The following is a 16,585-nucleotide window of genomic DNA, read 5'->3' as shown; positions in this document are numbered from 1 at the left end:
CCTGCTCTGCTAACGTCCACCGATGGCCGTCGGCGTACTTCTATTGACCCACGAAGGGATCGGTTCCGCGATGCTCGCGGTGGCGACCCGTCTGTTGCAGCAACTGCCGTTGAAGACGGACGTGTTCGAGATGCCGTTCGACGCGGATCCCGACGCGGCATTGCCGCAGGCGAGTGCGGCGATGCGACGCGTCGACGGCGGCGACGGCGTGCTGATCCTGACCGATCTCTATGGCGCCAGCCCGAGCAATGTCGCCTCGCAACTGGCGCGCCTGGGCACGCCGGCGCGGCGCGTGTCCGGGCTGAGCCTGGCGATGCTGCTGCGGGTCATGAACTATCCTGAGCAGGCGCTCGACGCGCTTCCGGCGACCGCCGCGGCCGGCGCCCGCAACGGCGTACTGCACGACGACGCCTGAGGCCCGTCACCCGCATCACCGCGACCCCTTCCCCCGCGCAGCCCAGGACCCCTTTACGCACATGATCGAACGTGAACTGCTCGTCGCCAACAAGCTCGGTCTGCACGCGCGTGCAACCGCCAAGCTGGTCCAGGTGCTGTCGGGCTTCCGCTGCAATGCCACGCTGGTCGCCAAGGGCCGCGAGGTCAATGCCAAGAGCATCATGGGGGTGATGCTGCTGGCGGCCGGGCACGGCACCCAGGTCGTCTTGCGGCTCGAAGGCGAGGAAGAGGCTGCCGCGATGGAGGCCGCTGCCGCGCTGTTCGAGCGCAGGTTCGACGAGGAGGGCTGATGCGGCAGGCGCTCCACGGACAGGGTGCCTCACGCGGCAATGCGCTCGGACGGGCGCGCGTGCGCGAGCCCCATGCCCTGGAAGTCGCCGAAACCCGCGTCGCGCCCCAGGACGCCGAGGCCGAACTCGCGCGCCTGCACGCCGCGATTGACCAGGTGCGCGGCGAGATCCGCGCGATGCGCGACCAGCTGCACGGCGCACTGGCGCACGAGGTCGGCGAGTTCCTCGACCTGCACACGCTGCTGCTCGACGATCCCGAACTGCTGCAGGGTCTCGACGAACTCGTGCGCTCGGGCCTGTACGGCGCCGACTACGCGCTGCGCCTGCAGCGTGACCGCCTGGCCGCGGTGTTCGAGGGCATGGACGATGCCTATTTCCGCAGCCGCATCGAAGACATCGACCACGTCATCGGCCGCGTGCACGCGGCGCTGCATGCACACGAGGCCGAGCTGCAGGGCGTAGCCGGCGAGATCCTGGTCACCGACGCCATCGCGCCTTCGGAGATCGGTCGCCTGCAGGCGCAGGGCGTGCTCGGCATCGTGACATCCGGCGGCAGCATGCTGTCGCATTCGGCGATCCTCGCCCGCAGCCTGCATCTGCCCTTGATCGTCAACGCGCCGCAGGCGCTGGGCGCGGTCAACGACGGCGACGTGCTGGTGATCGACGGCGCCACCGGCGAGATGGTCGTCGAACCCGACGCCGACGACCTGCGTGCCTATCGCGCGCGTCTGCGCGATGAAAAGCGCGAACGCAAACAGCTGCGTCGCCTGCGCCGCGAGCCCAGCAAGACCCTCGACGGCGTCGACATCCGCCTGTATGCGAATGCCGAGACCCGCGACGACGTCGCCGAGGCGCACGCACTGGGCGCGGCCGGCGTCGGCCTGTACCGCACCGAATTCCTGTTCCTGCAGGGCCGCGAGATTCCCGACGAGGACGCGCAGTTCCGCGCCTATCGCGATCTGGTGCTCGGCATGACCGGCCGCACCGTCACCATCCGCACGCTCGACATCGGCGCCGACAAGGCCGACGAAAGCGGACTGGCCCTGCGCCACGAACCCAATCCCGCGCTCGGCCTGCGCGGCGTGCGCCTGTCGATGGCGCGCACCGGCCTGCTGGAGACGCAGTTGCGCGCGATCGCACGCGCGTCCGGCTACGGCCCGGTGCGCATCCTCGTGCCGATGGTCAGCGGCCGCGAAGAGATCGTCGCGGTGCGCACGCTGCTCGCGCGCGTGCAGCAGGACCTGCGGCGCGACGGCCACGAAACCGCAGAGCGCATCGCGCTCGGCGCGATGATCGAAGTGCCCTCGGCGGCGATCGCATTGCCGACCTTCGCCCGCGATCTCGACTTCATCTCGATCGGCACCAACGATCTGGTCCAGTACCTGCTGGCCGCCGACCGCAACAACGACGCGCTCGGCGAACTCTACTCGCCGCTGCACCCGGCGGTGCTGCGGCTGGTGCACAACGTGGTCCGCGTCGCGCGTGCGCGCGGCATGCCGGCATCGGTCTGTGGCGAGATCGCCGGCGATGCGCGGTTCACGCCGCTGCTGCTCGCGCTGGGGCTCGAAGAACTGAGCCTGCATCCCTCGCCGCTGCTGGAAGTGCGCCGTGCGATCCGCGCGCTGGATCTGGGCAGACTGCGCGCCCGCGCGCCGGCACTGCTGCGTGCCCGCGATCGCGCCGGCATCGAGCGCTGGCTCGACGCGGTGCAGCCGGTGTATCCGCCGGCCTGAACCCCGCGTTGCGGACGCGGCGTCCGCGCGACGGAAATGCACAGCACGGGGTGGGCAGATCGATGCACTGCGCGGATAATGCGCGGATGCCTATCTGACCTGTCGCGCCGGACCCGTCGCGACGCGCAACGGAGCAGTCCATGGCCGAAGCCGTCCGCCCCGACAAGACCGCGCGTCAGCTGCGCCTGCTGTCCGACGCGCTCGACAGCGGACGTCTGGGCCCGGTGCGCCGGCTGGTCAACACGCTGGCGCCGGCCGAGATCGGCAACCTCCTCGAATCGCTGCCGCACGACAAGCGCATCGTCGTGTGGGGCCTGGTCGATGCCGAGGACGACGGCGAGGTGCTGGTCCACGTCGGCGACGAGGTGCGCGAGAGCCTGATCGCGGACATGGATCCCGACGAGCTGGTCGCGGCCGTCGAGGATCTCGATATCGACGACCTGGCCGATCTCGTCGAGGACCTGCCCGAGGCGGTCATCGACGAAGTCCTCAAGTCGATGGACCGCGAGAATCGCGAGCGCCTCGAACAGGTGCTGTCCTATCCCGAGGACACCGCCGGCCGCCTGATGAATCCCGACGTGGTGACGGTGCGCGCCGACACCACGGTCGACGTGGTGCTGCGGTTCCTGCGCCTGCGCGGCGAGCTGCCCGAACACACCGACCATCTGTACGTCGTCAACCGCCGCCACCAGCTGATGGGCTGGGTCGCGCTGCAGGATCTGGTGACGCGCGAGCCGGGCACGCCGATCAACAAGCTGATCGACGACGAACTCGACTCGATCCACGTCGCCGATTCGGCCGACCAGGTCGCGCGCCAGTTCTCCGACAACGACTGGGTCTCGGCGCCGGTCGTCGACGACGGCAACATCCTGCTCGGCCGCATCACGGTCGACGACGTCATCGACATCATCCGCGAACAGGCCGAGCACCAGGCGCTGTCGGCGGCCGGTCTGGACGAAGAGGAAGACCTGTTCTCGCCGATCCGGCGCGCCGTGCGCGGCCGCGTGGTGTGGCTCGGGATCAACCTGTGCACGGCGTTCCTCGCTGCGTTCGTCATCGGCCAGTTCGAGGCGACCATCGAACAGATCGTCGCGCTCGCCGTGCTGATGCCCATCGTCGCCGGCATCGGCGGCAACGCCGCGGTGCAGGTGCTGACACTGATGGTGCGGGGTCTGGCGCTGGGCCAGGTCGGCGCGAGCAATGCGCGCATCTTGCTGTGGAAGGAGCTGCGCGTGGCGTCGATCAACGGTGTGCTGATCGGTGGCCTGGTCGGACTGGTCGCGCTGGTCTGGTTCCGCGACTGGCTGCTGTCGCTGGTGATCTTCGCCGCGCTGCTGATCAACTTCTGCTCGGCGGCGCTGGCCGGCGTGCTGCTGCCATTGCTGCTCAAGCGCATGCGCGTCGACCCGGCGGTCGCCGGCACGGTCGTGGTGACCGCGGTGACCGACATCATGGGCTTCTTCAGCTTCCTCGGCCTCGCCAGCGCGATCATGCTGCGCTGAGGACAGCCCGATGCGCGCCCCGGCAGGATTCGGTCGGATCGAACGCTGGGACGACGCGCGCGGCTTCGGCTTCATCGTGCCCGAGACCTCCGCCGACGGCGCTCCCGATCGCCTGTTCGTCCACGTCCGCGACATCGAGCGCGGCGCGACACGTCCCGTCGTCGGCGCGCGGGTGCGTTACGTGCCCGAGCGGCAGGCCGATGGGCGCTGGCGTGCGGTGCGGGTGGCCGCGGTCGGCGCGGCATCCGGCGCTCGGGCCGCGCGCTCACGCCGTGCGACCGCGGGCGCCGCCCCGTCCAGCGACCTGCGCGGACTGTGGATCGCGATCGCCGTCTGGCTCGGCCTGCTAGCGTTCGCCGCACTTTCGGGTCGATTGCCGCCGCTCGCGCTCGCTGCGCTCGCCGGTCTCAACGTCCTGACCTTCGCGGCCTACGCGCTCGACAAGCACGCCGCGCAGCACGGCCGCTGGCGCACACCCGAATCGCAGCTGCATCTGCTCGAGCTGCTGGGCGGCTGGCCCGCCGCCGGGCTCGCGCAACAGGTGCTGCGTCACAAACGCGCCAAACCCGCCTACCGTAGGGTGTTCGTCGCGATGATCGCTTTGCACCTGCTCGCGCTGGCGCTGTGGACCTTCGCCTGACACATCTGGAGTCCGTATGACCGAGACTACCTCGACCGCCCGCCGCCGTGTATTGCGCGGGCTCGCCCTGGCCAGCGGCGTCGCCGTGCTATCCGGCTGCGCGAGCGCCCTGCCCTCGTCCAACGCCGCGCCCGGACGCTTCGTACGCCGCGAGGTGACCGCGAACGGACGCCGTTACGCCTACCAGGTGTTCGTGCCCTCGGCCGCCTTGCCGCGTCCGTTGCCGGTCGTGCTGTTCCTGCACGGCTCGGGCGAGCGCGGCGACGATGGCGAGAAGCAGACGCAGGCAGGACTCGGCCCCTACGTGCGCGCGCACGCGGCGGATTTTCCGGCGTTGGTGGTGTTCCCGCAGTCGCCGGAAGGCGAATCCTGGGAAGGCGACACCGCGACGATGGCGCTGGCGACGCTCGACGCCGCGACCGCGGAGTTCGATGGCGATCGCAGCCGGACGTCGTTGACCGGCATGTCGCGCGGCGGCTACGGCACCTGGTCGCTGGCGCTGCGCGAACCGACCCGGTTCGCCGCGCTGGTGCCAGTCTGCGGCGGCATCACGCCGCCCGGCTCGCGTCCCGACCTCGACAACCTGTACGTGGCGTCCACCCGCTCGGCGGCGGACCCGTTCGCCGAAGCGGCGCGGCATCTGCGCGACATCCCGAGCTGGATCTTCCACGGCGCGCTGGACGACGTGGTGCCGCCGGAGCAGTCGCGGCGCATGCACGCCGCCCTGCGCGACGCGGGCGCGGACGTGCGCTACACCGAATTTCCCGACGCCAACCACAACAGCTGGGATGCGGCCTATCGCACCGAAGCGCTGTGGCCGTGGCTGTTCGCCCAGCGCCGCCGCTGACGATGGTCAGCGCGCGCGACGCATCCGCTGCGCGAACGCGTTGAGCGCGGCGATCACCGCCGTGAGCGCGGCCATCGACAGGAACTGCGCGCGCGTGTCGGGCGATGCGACCAGCATCGCGAAGATCACCGCCAGCACGCACAGCGCCGCAAGCGTCGGCAGCGGGAACAGGCGCATCCGGAACGGCAGCGCGGTGCCGGCGCGATCGGCGCGGCGGCGCAGAATGAACTGCGAGACCAGGGCCAGCGTCCACACCAGCAGGCAGGTCGCGCCGACGATGTTGAGCAGCACCGGCAGCACGCGCTGCGGAAACAGCAGCTCCAGCGCCGCGGCGGCGAAGCCGAACGCGACACTCGCCAGCACGGCCGACACCGGCACGTTGCGACGGTCGCTGCGGCCCAGCAGCGCGGGCGCATCGCCACGCCGGCCCAGCGACCAGATCATCCGCGAGGCGCCGTAGAGGTTGGCGTTGAGCGCCGACAGCAGCGCGATCACCGCGACCAGGGTGATCGCGGTCGCCGCGCCGGGGATGCGCGCGACCTGCAGCACGGCGGCGAACGGCGAAGACAGTGCAGCGCTGTCCCACGGCACCACCGCGACGATCACAGCGATCGAGCCGAGATAGAACACCAGGATGCGCCAGGCGACGGTGCGGATCGCGCGAGCGAGGCTCCTGGCCGGGTCGTTGGTCTCCGCCGCCGCGATCGCGACGATTTCGGTGCCGCCGAACGCGAACACCACCACCAGCAACGCCGCGCCGATGCCCGCCCAGCCACGCGGCGCGAAGCCGTCGGGGCCCAGCACGTTCGACAGGCCCGGCGACGCCACGGCCGGCAACGCGCCTGCCAGCAGCGCAATGCCGATCGCGATGAAGCCGAGGATCGCGATGACCTTGAGGATCGCGAACCAGAATTCGAACTCGCCGAACTGGCGCACGCCCAGCAGGTTGATCGCGGTGAAGAACACCATGAAACACAGCGCCAGCCCGGGAATCGACAGCTGCGGCCAGATCGACGCCAGCAGTCCGGCCGCGCCGACCGCTTCGGCGGCGATCACGATCACCACCTGCAGCCACCACAACCAGCCGACCGTGGCGCCGGCCGTCGGCCCCATCGCATCGGCGGCGTAGACCGAGAACGCCCCGCTGGCCGGTTTCGCCGCCGCCATCTCGCCGAGTGCGTGCATGACCACGATTACAAGCGCGCCAGCAATCAGGTACGACACCAGCACGGCCGGTCCGGCGGTCTGGATGCCGACGCCCGAGCCCAGGAACAGGCCGGCGCCGATCGCGCTGCCCAGGCCCATCATCACCAGCTGTCGCGGCGTCAGCGCATGCGCCGGTGCGGCAGCGGCCTGTTCGGGCAGGGAGGCATTCGGATCGTGTGCGGACATCGTTTCTGCAGCGGGTCAGGGACGGCCGCACGATACCGGATTGCCCCGGCGACAGCGGCCTTCACCGCGGAACGCCGCATGCCGATCCGAGAGATCCCGGCTGTGGGAGCGCGCTCGCGCGCGACTGTCACCCCAGCAGCGCCTCCAGCACCGCCATCCGCGCCGCCACCCCGTTCGCCACCTGCTGCAGGATCCACGACTGCGGCCCGTCGGCCACCTCGTCGGTGATCTCGACGCCGCGGTTCATCGGTCCCGGATGCAGCACCACCGCATCGGTCGAGGCACGCCGCAGACGCCGCGCATCGAGCCCGTAGTCGCGGTGGTAGTTCTCGAGCGAATCGACCAGACCCTCGGCCATGCGCTCGCGCTGCAGCCGCAGCATCATCACCGCGTCCACACCGTCCAGCGCGGCATCGAGGTCGTGCGTGACCGTGCAGCCGGACAGCGTGTCGGCGTCGGGCAACAGCGAGGCCGGGCCGCAAACGCGGATTTCGCCAGCGCCGAGCGTGCGCAGCGCGTGGAGATCGCTGCGCGCCACGCGCGAATGCCGGACGTCGCCGACGATGACGACCTTGAGCCCCGAAAAATCGGTACCCGTGGCCTGGCGCAGCGTCAGCATGTCGAGCAGGCCCTGGGTGGGATGCGCGCTGCGGCCGTCGCCGGCGTTGACCAGCGCGGTCCCCGGCGCCGCGGCCGCGGCGAGCTCGGCGACCGCGCCATCGGCGGAATGGCGCACGACGAAGCCGCGCACGCCCATCGCCTCGATGTTGCGGAAGGTATCGAGCGCGGTCTCGCCCTTGGTCGTCGACGACGTCGATGCGTCGAAGCCCAGCACATCGGCGCCGAGGCGCTGCGTGGCGCGCTGGAAACTCAGGCGCGTGCGCGTGGAGGGCTCGAAGAACAGCGTGCAGACCGCGATGCCGGCCAGCCGCGCATTGACCTCGCCGCTGTCGGCCATCGCCTGTGCGCGGTCGAGCAGCGCTTCGAGCGTCGGACGCGGCAGGCATTCGAGGGTCAGCAGATGACGCAGGCGGCCATCGGAATCGATCTGGGCGTCGGAAACAGAGGTCATCGCGGGCACGGTCGGCGGCGGGGCCGACATTGTCCCGTAGCGCACGCGATCCGGCGAGTGCACGGTGGGCGGGCACCTTTTCAGCCTGCGCGCTGCGTCAGGGTTCCGAACAATTCCGCCATTCCGGCGGAGGCGGGAATCGTCAGACCGGCACGGCGTCGTCCGGCGAGGCCAGCCAGCGTTCGACGATCACCGCGGCCGCCACCGCGTCGAGCGCGGCCGCATCGCGGCGCTTGCGGCGGCCTTCGGCGCGGTCGATCGCGAAGCGCTGCGCGGCTTCGATCGAGCTGGCGCGCTCATCGATCAGCACCACCGGCAGACGGTAGCGCGCAACGAGTTCGCGCGCGAACGCATGCGCGCGGATACGGGCCGGCTGGTCGCCGCCGTCCAGCGTCAGCGGATCGCCCACGATCATCCCGTCCGGGCGCCACTCCTTCTGCAGGCGATCGACCGCCTGCCAGTCGATCGCACCGCTGTGCACGTCGATGACCGCCAATGCACGCGCGCCATGACCGAAGGCACTGCCGACCGCGACGCCGATCCGGCGTGCGCCGACATCGAATCCCAGCACGGTGCCGTCGCGCCGAATCGTGGCGGCCGGTTCGCTCATGCGCGGCCGCTGTGGCTGGCGATGTGCATCATGTCCACGCCGATGCGCGCCGCCGCGGCCTGCCAGCGCGCATCGAGCGGCGTGTCGAACAGCAGCTGCGCATCGGCCGGCACGGTCAGCCAGCTGTGCTGGGTGAGCTCGCGTTCCAGCTGGCCGCGTCCCCAGCCGGCGCAACCCAGCGCGACGGCCGCATGCTCGGGACCATCGCCCGAGGCCATCGCCTCGAGCACGTCGCGGGAGGTCGTGACGTGCAGCGTGTCGGTGATCGACAGCGTCGAATCCCAGCCGCCGTCGCCATCGTGCAAGACGAAGCCGCGTTCCGGATGGACCGGGCCGCCGGCGAGCACGCGGCGATCGCGCAGACGCGCGTCGCGCAGCGGGATGTTCATCTGCTCGAGCAGGTCACCGAACGTGTACTCGGACGGGCGATTGACCACCACGCCCATCGCGCCGTCGCCATCGTGCTGACAGATCAGCGCGACGGTCCGCGAAAAGTTGGGATCCTGCAGCGCGGGCAGCGCGACCAGCATCTGGTTGGCGAAGAACGACATGCGCGCATTCTAGCGGGCGCGCCGTGCGTGCCACGCGTAGACAGGACCGCGCAATCTGAACGGTCCCGGTGCCTGGATTCACGAATGCGCGCGCCACCCGTGTGGACGATGCCGGCCATGACGATCCGGATCGGCATCTCGGGCTGGCGTTACGCGCCCTGGCGTCGGGTGTTCTATCCGCCGGGCCTGCCGCAGCGCGCGGAACTCACCTACGCGGCCGGAATGTTCCGCTCCATCGAACTCAATGGATCCTTCTATTCCCTGCAGTCGCCGGCCAGCTGGCGCGCGTGGCGCGACGCGGTGCCGGAGGGCTTTGTGTTCGCGATCAAAGGGCCGCGCTTCGTGACCCACATGAAGCGCCTGCAGGACGTGGAACGGCCGCTGGCGAACTTCTTCGCGTCCGGTGTGCTCACACTGGACGCGCACCTGGGGCCTTTTCTGTGGCAGTTGCCGCCGACGCTCCGCTTCGATCCGACGCTGCTCGAGGCATTCCTCGCGTTGCTGCCCACGACCACATCGGACAGGCTGGCATTCGCCCGCACCCGTGAGGTGGCGCGCATGCGCGGCCGCAGCGCATTGCCCCGCCTGGCCGACCGGCCCATCCGCCATGCCCTCGAAGTGCGGCACCCGAGCTTCCAGAACGCCGAGTGCATCGCCCTGCTGCGTGCGCGCGGCATCGGCGTGCTGGTGTCCGACAGCGCCGGCAGGTATCCGGTGACCGAAGACGTGACCGCGGACTTCGTCTACATCCGCCTGCACGGCGATACCGAGCTCTACACCAGCGGCTACGGCGACGCTGCACTCGACCGCTGGGCGCGGCGTATCGCCCGGTGGCATGCGGGCGGCGAGCCACGCGATGCCGCGCGCAGCGCGCCCCGCGCCGCGAAGGCAGCGGCAGGACGCGACGTCTACTGCTACTTCGACAACGACGCCAAGGTGCACGCGCCGTTCGACGCCCGGGCGCTCATGACGCGCCTGGACTGACGCTCACAGGCCGAACTGGATTTCCTGCGGCGTCGCCACCCGCACCGCGAGCACTTCGACATCCGCACGCAGCGTGCGACCGGCCAGCGGATTGTTGCCGTCGACGGTGATGTGCTCGGCATCGAGCGCGGTCACCACGACGTCGAGCGGACCCTTTTCGGTCTGGGCGCGCAGCTTCTCGCCGACCGCAGGCGTGACCGTGCCGGTGAACATCGAACGCGGCAGCGTCTGCACCAGACTGTCGTGGCGCGGGCCGAAACCGCGCTCGGGCGGAATGTCGACGCTGAAGGTGTCGCCGGCACTGCGCCCTTCCAGCGCCGCCTCCAGGCCGCTGATGATCGAGCCGTTGCCGTGCATGTAGACCAGCGGGTCGTGGCCGCGGGTACTGGTGATGTGCTGGCCACTGTCGTCGGACAGCGTGAAGTGCAGCGTGGCGACGCGGCTGGGAGCGATGTCCATCGACGGATCCGTGACAGGGCCAGGCCGCATGGTGGCGCGGCCCGCGTGAAAGGCGCAACCCGGTGCGCACCCCATGCTCGGCCCTTGGCCTATGCTGGGCGGATGAGCGGCTACTGCGACATCGCCCCGGGGCACCCCGTCCACCACAGCTACCACGCCACCGAGTACGGTTTTCCGCAACGCGCGGAAGCGGTGCTGTTCGAGCGGCTGTTGCTGGAGATCAACCAGGCCGGCCTGAGCTGGGAGACCATCCTGCGCAAGCGCGAGGGCTTCCGCGCCGCGTACGACGGCTTCGACGTCGACACGGTGGCCGCCTACGGCGAGGCCGACCGCCAGCGTCTGCTGGGCGACGCGTCGATCATCCGCAACCGGCTCAAGGTCGACGCGGCGATCCACAACGCGCAGGTGATCCAGGGCCTGCGGCGCAGCCACGGCGGGTTCGTCGAGTGGCTGGATGCGCATGCGTTCGAGGACGGCGCGCCGCGCGACAAAGCCTCGTGGGTCAAGCTGTTCAAGAAGACCTTCCGCTTCACCGGCGGCGAGATCACCGGCGAATTCCTGATGAGCCTGGGCTATCTGCCAGGGGCGCATCGTGCCGATTGCCCGGTGATGCGGGATATCGAGAAGGCGAAGCGAAACGCTTGAAGCCCTCCCCTGCTTGCGGCGGAAAGAGCGGGTCCGGCGCGCTCCAGAATTTTCGCTTCCACAGCATTCCGGCCGCTTTCGCGGCCGGAATGGAAACACACATCAGGACGGCAGGACTCAGCCCTTGACCGCTTCCTGGTAACGACGCTCGACCTCGTTCCAGTCGACGACGTTGTAGAACGCGGCGATGTAGTCCGGGCGGCGGTTCTGGTAGTTCAGGTAGTACGCGTGCTCCCAGACGTCGAGGCCGAGGATCGGGGTGTTGCCCGAGCCGATGCCCTTCATCAGGGGGTTGTCCTGGTTGGCGCTGCTCTCGACCTTCAGCACACCCGACTTGTCGACCGACAGCCACGCCCAGCCGCTGCCGAAGCGGGTCAGCGCGGCCTTGGTGAAGGCTTCCTTGAACGCGTCGAAGCCACCGAGGTCGCTGTCGATGTGCTTGGCGACGTCGCCGACCGGGTTGCCGCCGCCGTTGGGCGACATCACGGTCCAGAACAGCGAGTGGTTGGCATGGCCGCCGGCGTTGTTGCGCAGCGGGCCGCGCTTGTCTTCCGGCAGCGCGTCGAGGTCGGCAATGAGTTCTTCGGCCGACTTGTCCGCCCACTGCGTGCCCTCGAGGGCCGCGTTGGCGTTGTTGATGTAGGTCTGGTGGTGCTTGGTGTGATGGATTTCCATCGTCTTCGCATCGATGTGCGGCTCGAGCGCGTCGTATGCGTAGCCCAGCTCGGGGAGGGTGTAGGCCATGAACGGTCTCCTTGGGAAGTGAATGCGCTGCATTGTCCCCCGGACGGGGTCAACTTGGCGACAACGGACCGCCACGATACGCGCCCGCCGTGACGGGCCGTGACAACACTGCGTTGCGACGCCGGGCCGCAAACACGAACGCCCCGCACGGGCGGGGCGTTCGACATCAGGCAACCCGTGCGTCGTGCGGTCAGCGGACCTCCGCCACCTCGACGCCGTCGAGCCCCTGCGCCAGCGTGCGTGCATCGCCGCCCTGGGCGAGCTTGATGCGCAGGCGCACTTCGTTCGCCGAGTCGGCGTAGCGCAGTGCATCCTCGTAGGAGATCTCGCCGGCCTGGTAGAGCTCGAACAGCGCCTGGTCGAAGGTCTTCATGCCCAGGTTGGTCGACTCCTTCATGACCTCCTTGAGCTTGTGGATCTCGCCGTCGCGGATGTAGTCCTGCACCAGCGGCGTGCCGAGCATGATCTCCATCGCCACGCGGCGGCCCTTGCCGTCGGGCGTGGGAATCAGCTGCTGGGCCACCACGCCCTTGAGGTTGAGTGACAGATCCATCAGCAGCTGGTTGCGGCGGTCTTCGGGGAAGAAGTTGATGATGCGGTCCATCGCCTGATTGGCGTTGTTCGCATGCAGCGTGCACAGCACCAGGTGGCCGGTTTCGGCGAAGGCGATGGCGTGGTCCATGCCCTCGCGCGTGCGCACCTCGCCGATCATGATCACGTCGGGCGCCTGGCGCAGCGTGTTCTTCAGCGCGGCGTCCCAGCTGTCGGTATCGATGCCGACCTCGCGCTGGGTGATGATGCAGCCGGCGTGCTTGTGCACGAACTCGATCGGGTCCTCGATCGTGATGATGTGGCCGGTCGAATTCTGGTTGCGATATCCGATCATCGCCGCGAGCGAAGTCGATTTACCGGTGCCTGTGGCACCGACGAAGATCACGATGCCGCGCTTGGTCATCGCCAGCGTCTTGATGATCGGCGGCAGGTTGAGTTCTTCGACGCTCGGGATGTGCGTCTCGATGCGACGCAGCACCATGCCGACCTGGTTGCGCTGGTAGAAGCACGAGATGCGGAAGCGACCGACACCCGAGACACCGATCGCGAAGTTGCACTCGTGGGTCTTCTCGAACTCCTCGCGCTGCGGCGGGGTCATCACGTTGAGCACCAGATCGCGCGCCTGCTGCGGCGTGAGCGGGTTCTGGGTGATCGGCGAGATCTTGCCGTGCACCTTGATCGAGGGCGGCATGCCGGCGGTGATGAACAGATCCGAGGCCTTCTGATGGGCCATCAGCTTGAGGAACGAGGTGAAATCGATGCTGCTCATGACGATCCTCCGGGATCCCGTCTCGCGCCGCGGCCCGATGCGGCCGGCGGCTTATCAGTGTGCGTGTCCGGTCACTCGAACAGACGCTTGTCCTTGGCGTATTCCTTCGCGGCCGGACGCGTGATCAGGCCGCGCTTGACCAGATCCTGCAGGTGCTGGTCGAGCGTCTGCATGCCGTACTGCTGCCCGGTCTGGATGGCCGAGTACATCTGCGCGACCTTGTCTTCGCGGATCAGGTTCCGGATCGCCGGCATGCCGACCATGATCTCCCACGCCGCCGTACGACCACCGCCGACCTTCTTGAGCAGCGACTGCGAGATCACCGCGCGCAAGGATTCCGACAGCATCGAACGCACCATCGGCTTCTCGCCAGAGGGGAACACGTCGATGATGCGGTCGATGGTCTTGGCCGCCGACGAGGTGTGCAGCGTGCCGAACACCAGATGTCCGGTTTCCGCGGCGGTCAGGGCCAAGCGGATGGTTTCCAGATCGCGCAACTCGCCGACCAGGATGTAGTCGGGGTCTTCGCGCAGCGCCGAACGCAGCGCTTCGTTGAAGCCGTGCGTGTCGCGATGCACTTCGCGCTGGTTGATCAGGCACTTCTGCGAGGTGTGCACGAATTCGATCGGATCCTCGACCGAGAGGATGTGCGCGTACTCGTTCTTGTTGATGTGGTCGATCATCGCCGCGAGCGTGGTCGACTTGCCCGAACCGGTCGGGCCGGTCACCAGGATCAGGCCCTGCGGCTGGTCGATCAGCTGGCGGAAGATCGGCGGGCAGTTCAGGTCTTCGAGGGTCAGCACTTCCGAGGGAATCGTGCGGAACACCGCACCGGCGCCGCGGTTCTGGTTGAACGCGTTGACGCGGAAGCGGGCCAGGCCCGGAATCTCGAACGAGAAGTCGACCTCGAGGAACTCTTCGAAGTCGCGACGCTGCTTGTCCGACATGATGTCGTAGATCAGCGCGTGCACCTGCTTGTGCTCGAGCGCCGGAATGTTGATGCGGCGCACGTCGCCGTCGACGCGGATCATCGGCGGCAGTCCCGCGGACAGATGCAGGTCCGATGCCTTGTTCTTGACCGAGAACGCCAACAGTTCGGCGATATCCATGCAACACCCCTTGATGATGATCCGCACAGGGTACGAAGTCGCCGTTGCGCGCCGCGGCTGGCGCCGTCCCTGTCCCCGGCGGCAGTATAGACCTGCAACCTGCCGCGATAACCAGCCCGTTCACGCCCTGCCGGAGCGCCCGTTCCCCGTGTCGTCGTCCCCTGCCCGTACCGCGCTGGAAGCCATCGGCTCGCGCATCCTGAACGCATCGAACGCCGCCGCGCGGCCAGTGCCGGCGCGCCTGCTGGCGGTGGGCAAGCTGCATCCGGCGTCCGCCATCGCCGCCCTGGCCGACGCCGGGCAGCGCGCGTTCGGCGAGAACTATGTGCAGGAGGCGGCCGGCAAGATCGAGGCGCTGGCGGGGCGCGATCTGGAGTGGCACCTGATCGGCCATCTGCAGTCGAACAAGGCCAGGCAGGCCGCGGCGCTGTTCGACTGGGTGCAGACGGTGGATCGGCTCAAGCTGGTCGACGCCCTGGCCGCGCATCGCCCGGCCGCGCGCGGCGCGCTGAACGTGCTGGTGCAGGTGAACATCGACGACGAGTCCAGCAAGCACGGCTGCACGCCGTCGGAAGTGCCGGCGCTGGTCGCGGCCGTGCGGGCGGCCCCGTCGCTGCGGTTGCGCGGGCTGATGTCGATCCCTGCGCCGCATGCCGAACCCGAACGCCGCCGGGACGCCTTCGTGCGCATGCGCCGACTGTTCGACACGGTCGCTGGACAGGACCCGGCCATCGACACGCTGTCGATGGGCATGAGCGACGATCTGGAGCTGGCGATTGCCGAGGGCGCGACGATGGTGCGCGTGGGCTCGGCGCTGTTCGGTGCCCGCCCGCCACGCTGACCTGCGCTGCGGGAGACGTCGGCTACCATCGACGCGTCTTCCGACTCGCGTATCGCCATGACCGATTCCCCTGAACGCCTCGCCGCGCCCGTCGTCTTCATCGGCGGCGGCAACATGGCACGCAGTCTGGTCGGCGGGCTGATCGCCCGCGGCGTCGACGCGTCGAAGATCCGCGTCGTCGATCCCAACGCCGGCACCCGTGACGCGCTCGCCCGCGACTTCGGCATCGATGTGCATGCCGAGGCAGCCGACGCCGTCGACGGCGCCGCGACCTGGGTGCTGGCGACCAAGCCGCAGGTACTCCGCGGTGTCTGCGAATCGCTGGCACCGACCGCGCAGGCCACGCGACCGCTGGTGCTGTCGATCGCCGCCGGCATCACCGCCACCCAGCTCGAACGCTGGCTCGGGGGCGATGTCGCCGTCGTGCGCACGATGCCCAACACGCCCGCACTGCTCGGCGCCGGCGTCACCGGCCTGTTCGCGAACGCGCATGTCGACGCCGTCGGGCGCGCGCGCGCGCAGGCGTTGCTGGAAAGTGCCGGCGCGACGGTGTGGGTCGACGACGAAGCGCGCATGGACGCGGTCACCGGCACCTCGGGCAGCGGCCCCGCCTACGTGTTCCTGCTGGCCGAGGCGATGGAAGACGCGGCGATCGCGCAAGGCTTGCCCGCCGACGACGCACGCACACTGGTCGTGCAGACCGTGCTGGGCGCGGCGCGCATGCTCGCCGAGTCCGGCGAGGCGCCGGCGGAACTGCGCCGCCGCGTCACCTCGCCCGGCGGCACCACGCAGGCGGCGATCGAGACGTTCGAGGCCGGCGGACTGCGCGCCCTGGTCGGCGACGCGATCGCCAATGCCACGCGCCGCGGCGGTGAGCTTTCGGCCGCCAATGACTGAGATCGCGCGCGCGTCACTGGTTGCGTTTTTCACGCTGGCCGCCACCGCCTGTGGCCCGTCTTCGTCCGTGCCGCCCGACGCGCAGAGCACCGCGCAGAATGTCGCGATGCCCGCGCAGGCAGTGATCGGCTCGACGGAAGTCACCGCAAGCGTGGTGCCGAGCCTGCAGCTGGGCGCGGCAGCATCGCGCTATGACATCGAGCCTGCCGCCGATCGGGTGCTGGTCCTGGTGGCCGCACGCGAGGGCAAGGCGGACATGCCGGTGCAGGTGACGGGCCGCGCACGCGATCTGCGCGGCGTACGCCAGACGCTGCAGTTCGATGCCGTGGATACCGGCAGCGGTATCGAACACGTCGCGCTGGCGCGCGTGAGCGGCCCGGACACCCTGCGCGTCGAACTCGACGTCACCGGCCCCGACGGCGCGCGTACGGCGCTCCGCTTCAATCGCGACATTCCGCGCTGAGAGCGCGCAACTATGGAAGCACACCTGCG

The 16,585-nt window shown here is 69.4% G+C and carries 19 protein-coding genes; 11 read left to right on the top strand and 8 right to left on the bottom strand.

Features of this window, described 5'->3' with window-relative positions; genetic code table 11:
- The first annotated feature begins 22 nt into the window (after nucleotides 1-22).
- The 6 genes from E2F49_RS00460 to E2F49_RS00435 all read left to right on the top strand — a co-directional run bounded on the left by E2F49_RS00460 (nucleotide 23) and on the right by E2F49_RS00435 (nucleotide 5,468).
- Nucleotides 23-415 carry a PTS sugar transporter subunit IIA gene (locus tag E2F49_RS00460; RefSeq protein WP_133392168.1) on the top strand — a complete coding sequence of 131 codons (393 nt, stop codon included), beginning with the start codon at nucleotides 23-25 and terminating at the stop codon, nucleotides 413-415.
- Between the two features lie 61 nt (nucleotides 416-476).
- Nucleotides 477-746, top strand: coding sequence for an HPr family phosphocarrier protein (locus E2F49_RS00455; protein ID WP_055246975.1), 270 nt, complete (start codon nucleotides 477-479; stop codon nucleotides 744-746).
- The gene (ptsP, locus tag E2F49_RS00450) at nucleotides 746-2,479 is read left to right on the top strand and encodes a phosphoenolpyruvate--protein phosphotransferase (RefSeq protein WP_133392167.1); all 1,734 of its coding nucleotides are present in this window, start codon (nucleotides 746-748) and stop codon (nucleotides 2,477-2,479) included. The genes E2F49_RS00455 and ptsP overlap by 1 nt, the downstream gene beginning before the upstream one ends.
- A gap of 140 nt (nucleotides 2,480-2,619) precedes the next feature.
- Nucleotides 2,620-3,981, top strand: a complete 1,362-nt coding sequence (mgtE, locus tag E2F49_RS00445) for a magnesium transporter (RefSeq protein ID WP_055246971.1) — start codon at nucleotides 2,620-2,622, stop codon at nucleotides 3,979-3,981.
- Nucleotides 3,982-3,991: 10 nt separating this feature from the next.
- Nucleotides 3,992-4,621 (top strand): DUF1294 domain-containing protein, encoded by a 630-nt coding sequence (locus E2F49_RS00440; protein WP_133392166.1) that lies wholly within the window; start codon nucleotides 3,992-3,994, stop codon nucleotides 4,619-4,621.
- A gap of 16 nt (nucleotides 4,622-4,637) precedes the next feature.
- Complete coding sequence (locus E2F49_RS00435) at nucleotides 4,638-5,468, top strand: carboxylesterase family protein (RefSeq protein WP_133392165.1); 831 nt, start codon at nucleotides 4,638-4,640, stop codon at nucleotides 5,466-5,468.
- 6 nt (nucleotides 5,469-5,474) lie between these two features.
- On the opposite strand, the gene E2F49_RS00430 is transcribed toward E2F49_RS00435, so the two are convergent.
- The 4 genes from E2F49_RS00430 to E2F49_RS00415 all read right to left on the bottom strand — a co-directional run bounded on the left by E2F49_RS00430 (nucleotide 5,475) and on the right by E2F49_RS00415 (nucleotide 9,093).
- On the bottom strand, nucleotides 5,475-6,860 hold the full coding sequence (locus E2F49_RS00430) for an amino acid permease (protein WP_133392164.1): 1,386 nt from the start codon (nucleotides 6,858-6,860) through the stop codon (nucleotides 5,475-5,477).
- Nucleotides 6,861-6,987: 127 nt separating this feature from the next.
- Nucleotides 6,988-7,932, bottom strand: a complete 945-nt coding sequence (locus E2F49_RS00425; protein ID WP_133392163.1) for an aspartate carbamoyltransferase catalytic subunit — start codon at nucleotides 7,930-7,932, stop codon at nucleotides 6,988-6,990.
- A gap of 142 nt (nucleotides 7,933-8,074) precedes the next feature.
- On the bottom strand, nucleotides 8,075-8,542 hold the full coding sequence (gene ruvX / locus E2F49_RS00420) for a Holliday junction resolvase RuvX (protein ID WP_133392162.1): 468 nt from the start codon (nucleotides 8,540-8,542) through the stop codon (nucleotides 8,075-8,077).
- A complete protein-coding gene (locus E2F49_RS00415) occupies nucleotides 8,539-9,093 on the bottom strand; it encodes a YqgE/AlgH family protein (RefSeq protein WP_133392161.1) in 555 nt (184 codons plus the stop codon). Before E2F49_RS00415 ends, ruvX begins: the two co-directional genes overlap by 4 nt.
- Before the next feature lie 117 nt (nucleotides 9,094-9,210).
- Here E2F49_RS00415 and E2F49_RS00410 point away from each other — a divergent pair, with 117 nt between their 5' ends.
- Nucleotides 9,211-10,077: a DUF72 domain-containing protein gene (locus E2F49_RS00410; RefSeq protein WP_133392160.1), complete on the top strand. Its 867-nt coding sequence runs from the start codon at nucleotides 9,211-9,213 to the stop codon at nucleotides 10,075-10,077.
- A 3-nt stretch (nucleotides 10,078-10,080) separates the two neighbouring features.
- Here E2F49_RS00410 and E2F49_RS00405 read toward each other — a convergent pair whose 3' ends face one another.
- A complete protein-coding gene (locus tag E2F49_RS00405) occupies nucleotides 10,081-10,536 on the bottom strand; it encodes an FKBP-type peptidyl-prolyl cis-trans isomerase (protein ID WP_055246959.1) in 456 nt (151 codons plus the stop codon).
- Between the two features lie 102 nt (nucleotides 10,537-10,638).
- Here E2F49_RS00405 and E2F49_RS00400 point away from each other — a divergent pair, with 102 nt between their 5' ends.
- Complete coding sequence (locus E2F49_RS00400) at nucleotides 10,639-11,181, top strand: DNA-3-methyladenine glycosylase I (RefSeq protein ID WP_133392159.1); 543 nt, start codon at nucleotides 10,639-10,641, stop codon at nucleotides 11,179-11,181.
- A 117-nt stretch (nucleotides 11,182-11,298) separates the two neighbouring features.
- On the opposite strand, the gene E2F49_RS00395 is transcribed toward E2F49_RS00400, so the two are convergent.
- The 3 genes from E2F49_RS00395 to E2F49_RS00385 form a co-directional block, all read right to left on the bottom strand.
- Complete coding sequence (locus E2F49_RS00395; protein ID WP_055246952.1) at nucleotides 11,299-11,925, bottom strand: superoxide dismutase; 627 nt, start codon at nucleotides 11,923-11,925, stop codon at nucleotides 11,299-11,301.
- A 190-nt stretch (nucleotides 11,926-12,115) separates the two neighbouring features.
- Nucleotides 12,116-13,246 carry a PilT/PilU family type 4a pilus ATPase gene (locus E2F49_RS00390; RefSeq protein ID WP_055246949.1) on the bottom strand — a complete coding sequence of 377 codons (1,131 nt, stop codon included), beginning with the start codon at nucleotides 13,244-13,246 and terminating at the stop codon, nucleotides 12,116-12,118.
- Nucleotides 13,247-13,317: 71 nt separating this feature from the next.
- A complete protein-coding gene (locus tag E2F49_RS00385) occupies nucleotides 13,318-14,355 on the bottom strand; it encodes a type IV pilus twitching motility protein PilT (RefSeq protein ID WP_055246947.1) in 1,038 nt (345 codons plus the stop codon).
- A 148-nt stretch (nucleotides 14,356-14,503) separates the two neighbouring features.
- Between E2F49_RS00385 and E2F49_RS00380 the strand changes: the two genes are divergently transcribed.
- From E2F49_RS00380 to E2F49_RS00370, 3 genes are read left to right on the top strand one after another with little or no spacing between them, the layout of a single operon-like run.
- Nucleotides 14,504-15,196 (top strand): YggS family pyridoxal phosphate-dependent enzyme, encoded by a 693-nt coding sequence (locus tag E2F49_RS00380; RefSeq protein WP_425481347.1) that lies wholly within the window; start codon nucleotides 14,504-14,506, stop codon nucleotides 15,194-15,196.
- Nucleotides 15,197-15,253: 57 nt separating this feature from the next.
- Nucleotides 15,254-16,093 carry a pyrroline-5-carboxylate reductase gene (proC, locus tag E2F49_RS00375; RefSeq protein ID WP_133392158.1) on the top strand — a complete coding sequence of 280 codons (840 nt, stop codon included), beginning with the start codon at nucleotides 15,254-15,256 and terminating at the stop codon, nucleotides 16,091-16,093.
- Entirely contained in the window at nucleotides 16,086-16,556 is a 471-nt protein-coding gene (locus E2F49_RS00370) for a DUF4426 domain-containing protein (protein WP_165971078.1), read from the top strand. The genes proC and E2F49_RS00370 overlap by 8 nt, the downstream gene beginning before the upstream one ends.
- Nucleotides 16,557-16,585: the final 29 nt, after the last annotated feature.

Origin of the sequence: Luteimonas terrae (genome assembly GCF_004358165.1) — a bacterium.
GTDB lineage: Bacteria > Pseudomonadota > Gammaproteobacteria > Xanthomonadales > Xanthomonadaceae > Luteimonas > Luteimonas terrae.
The sequence above is the reverse complement of the archived record's forward strand: the minus strand, read 5'-3'. Positions and strand labels throughout refer to the sequence as shown.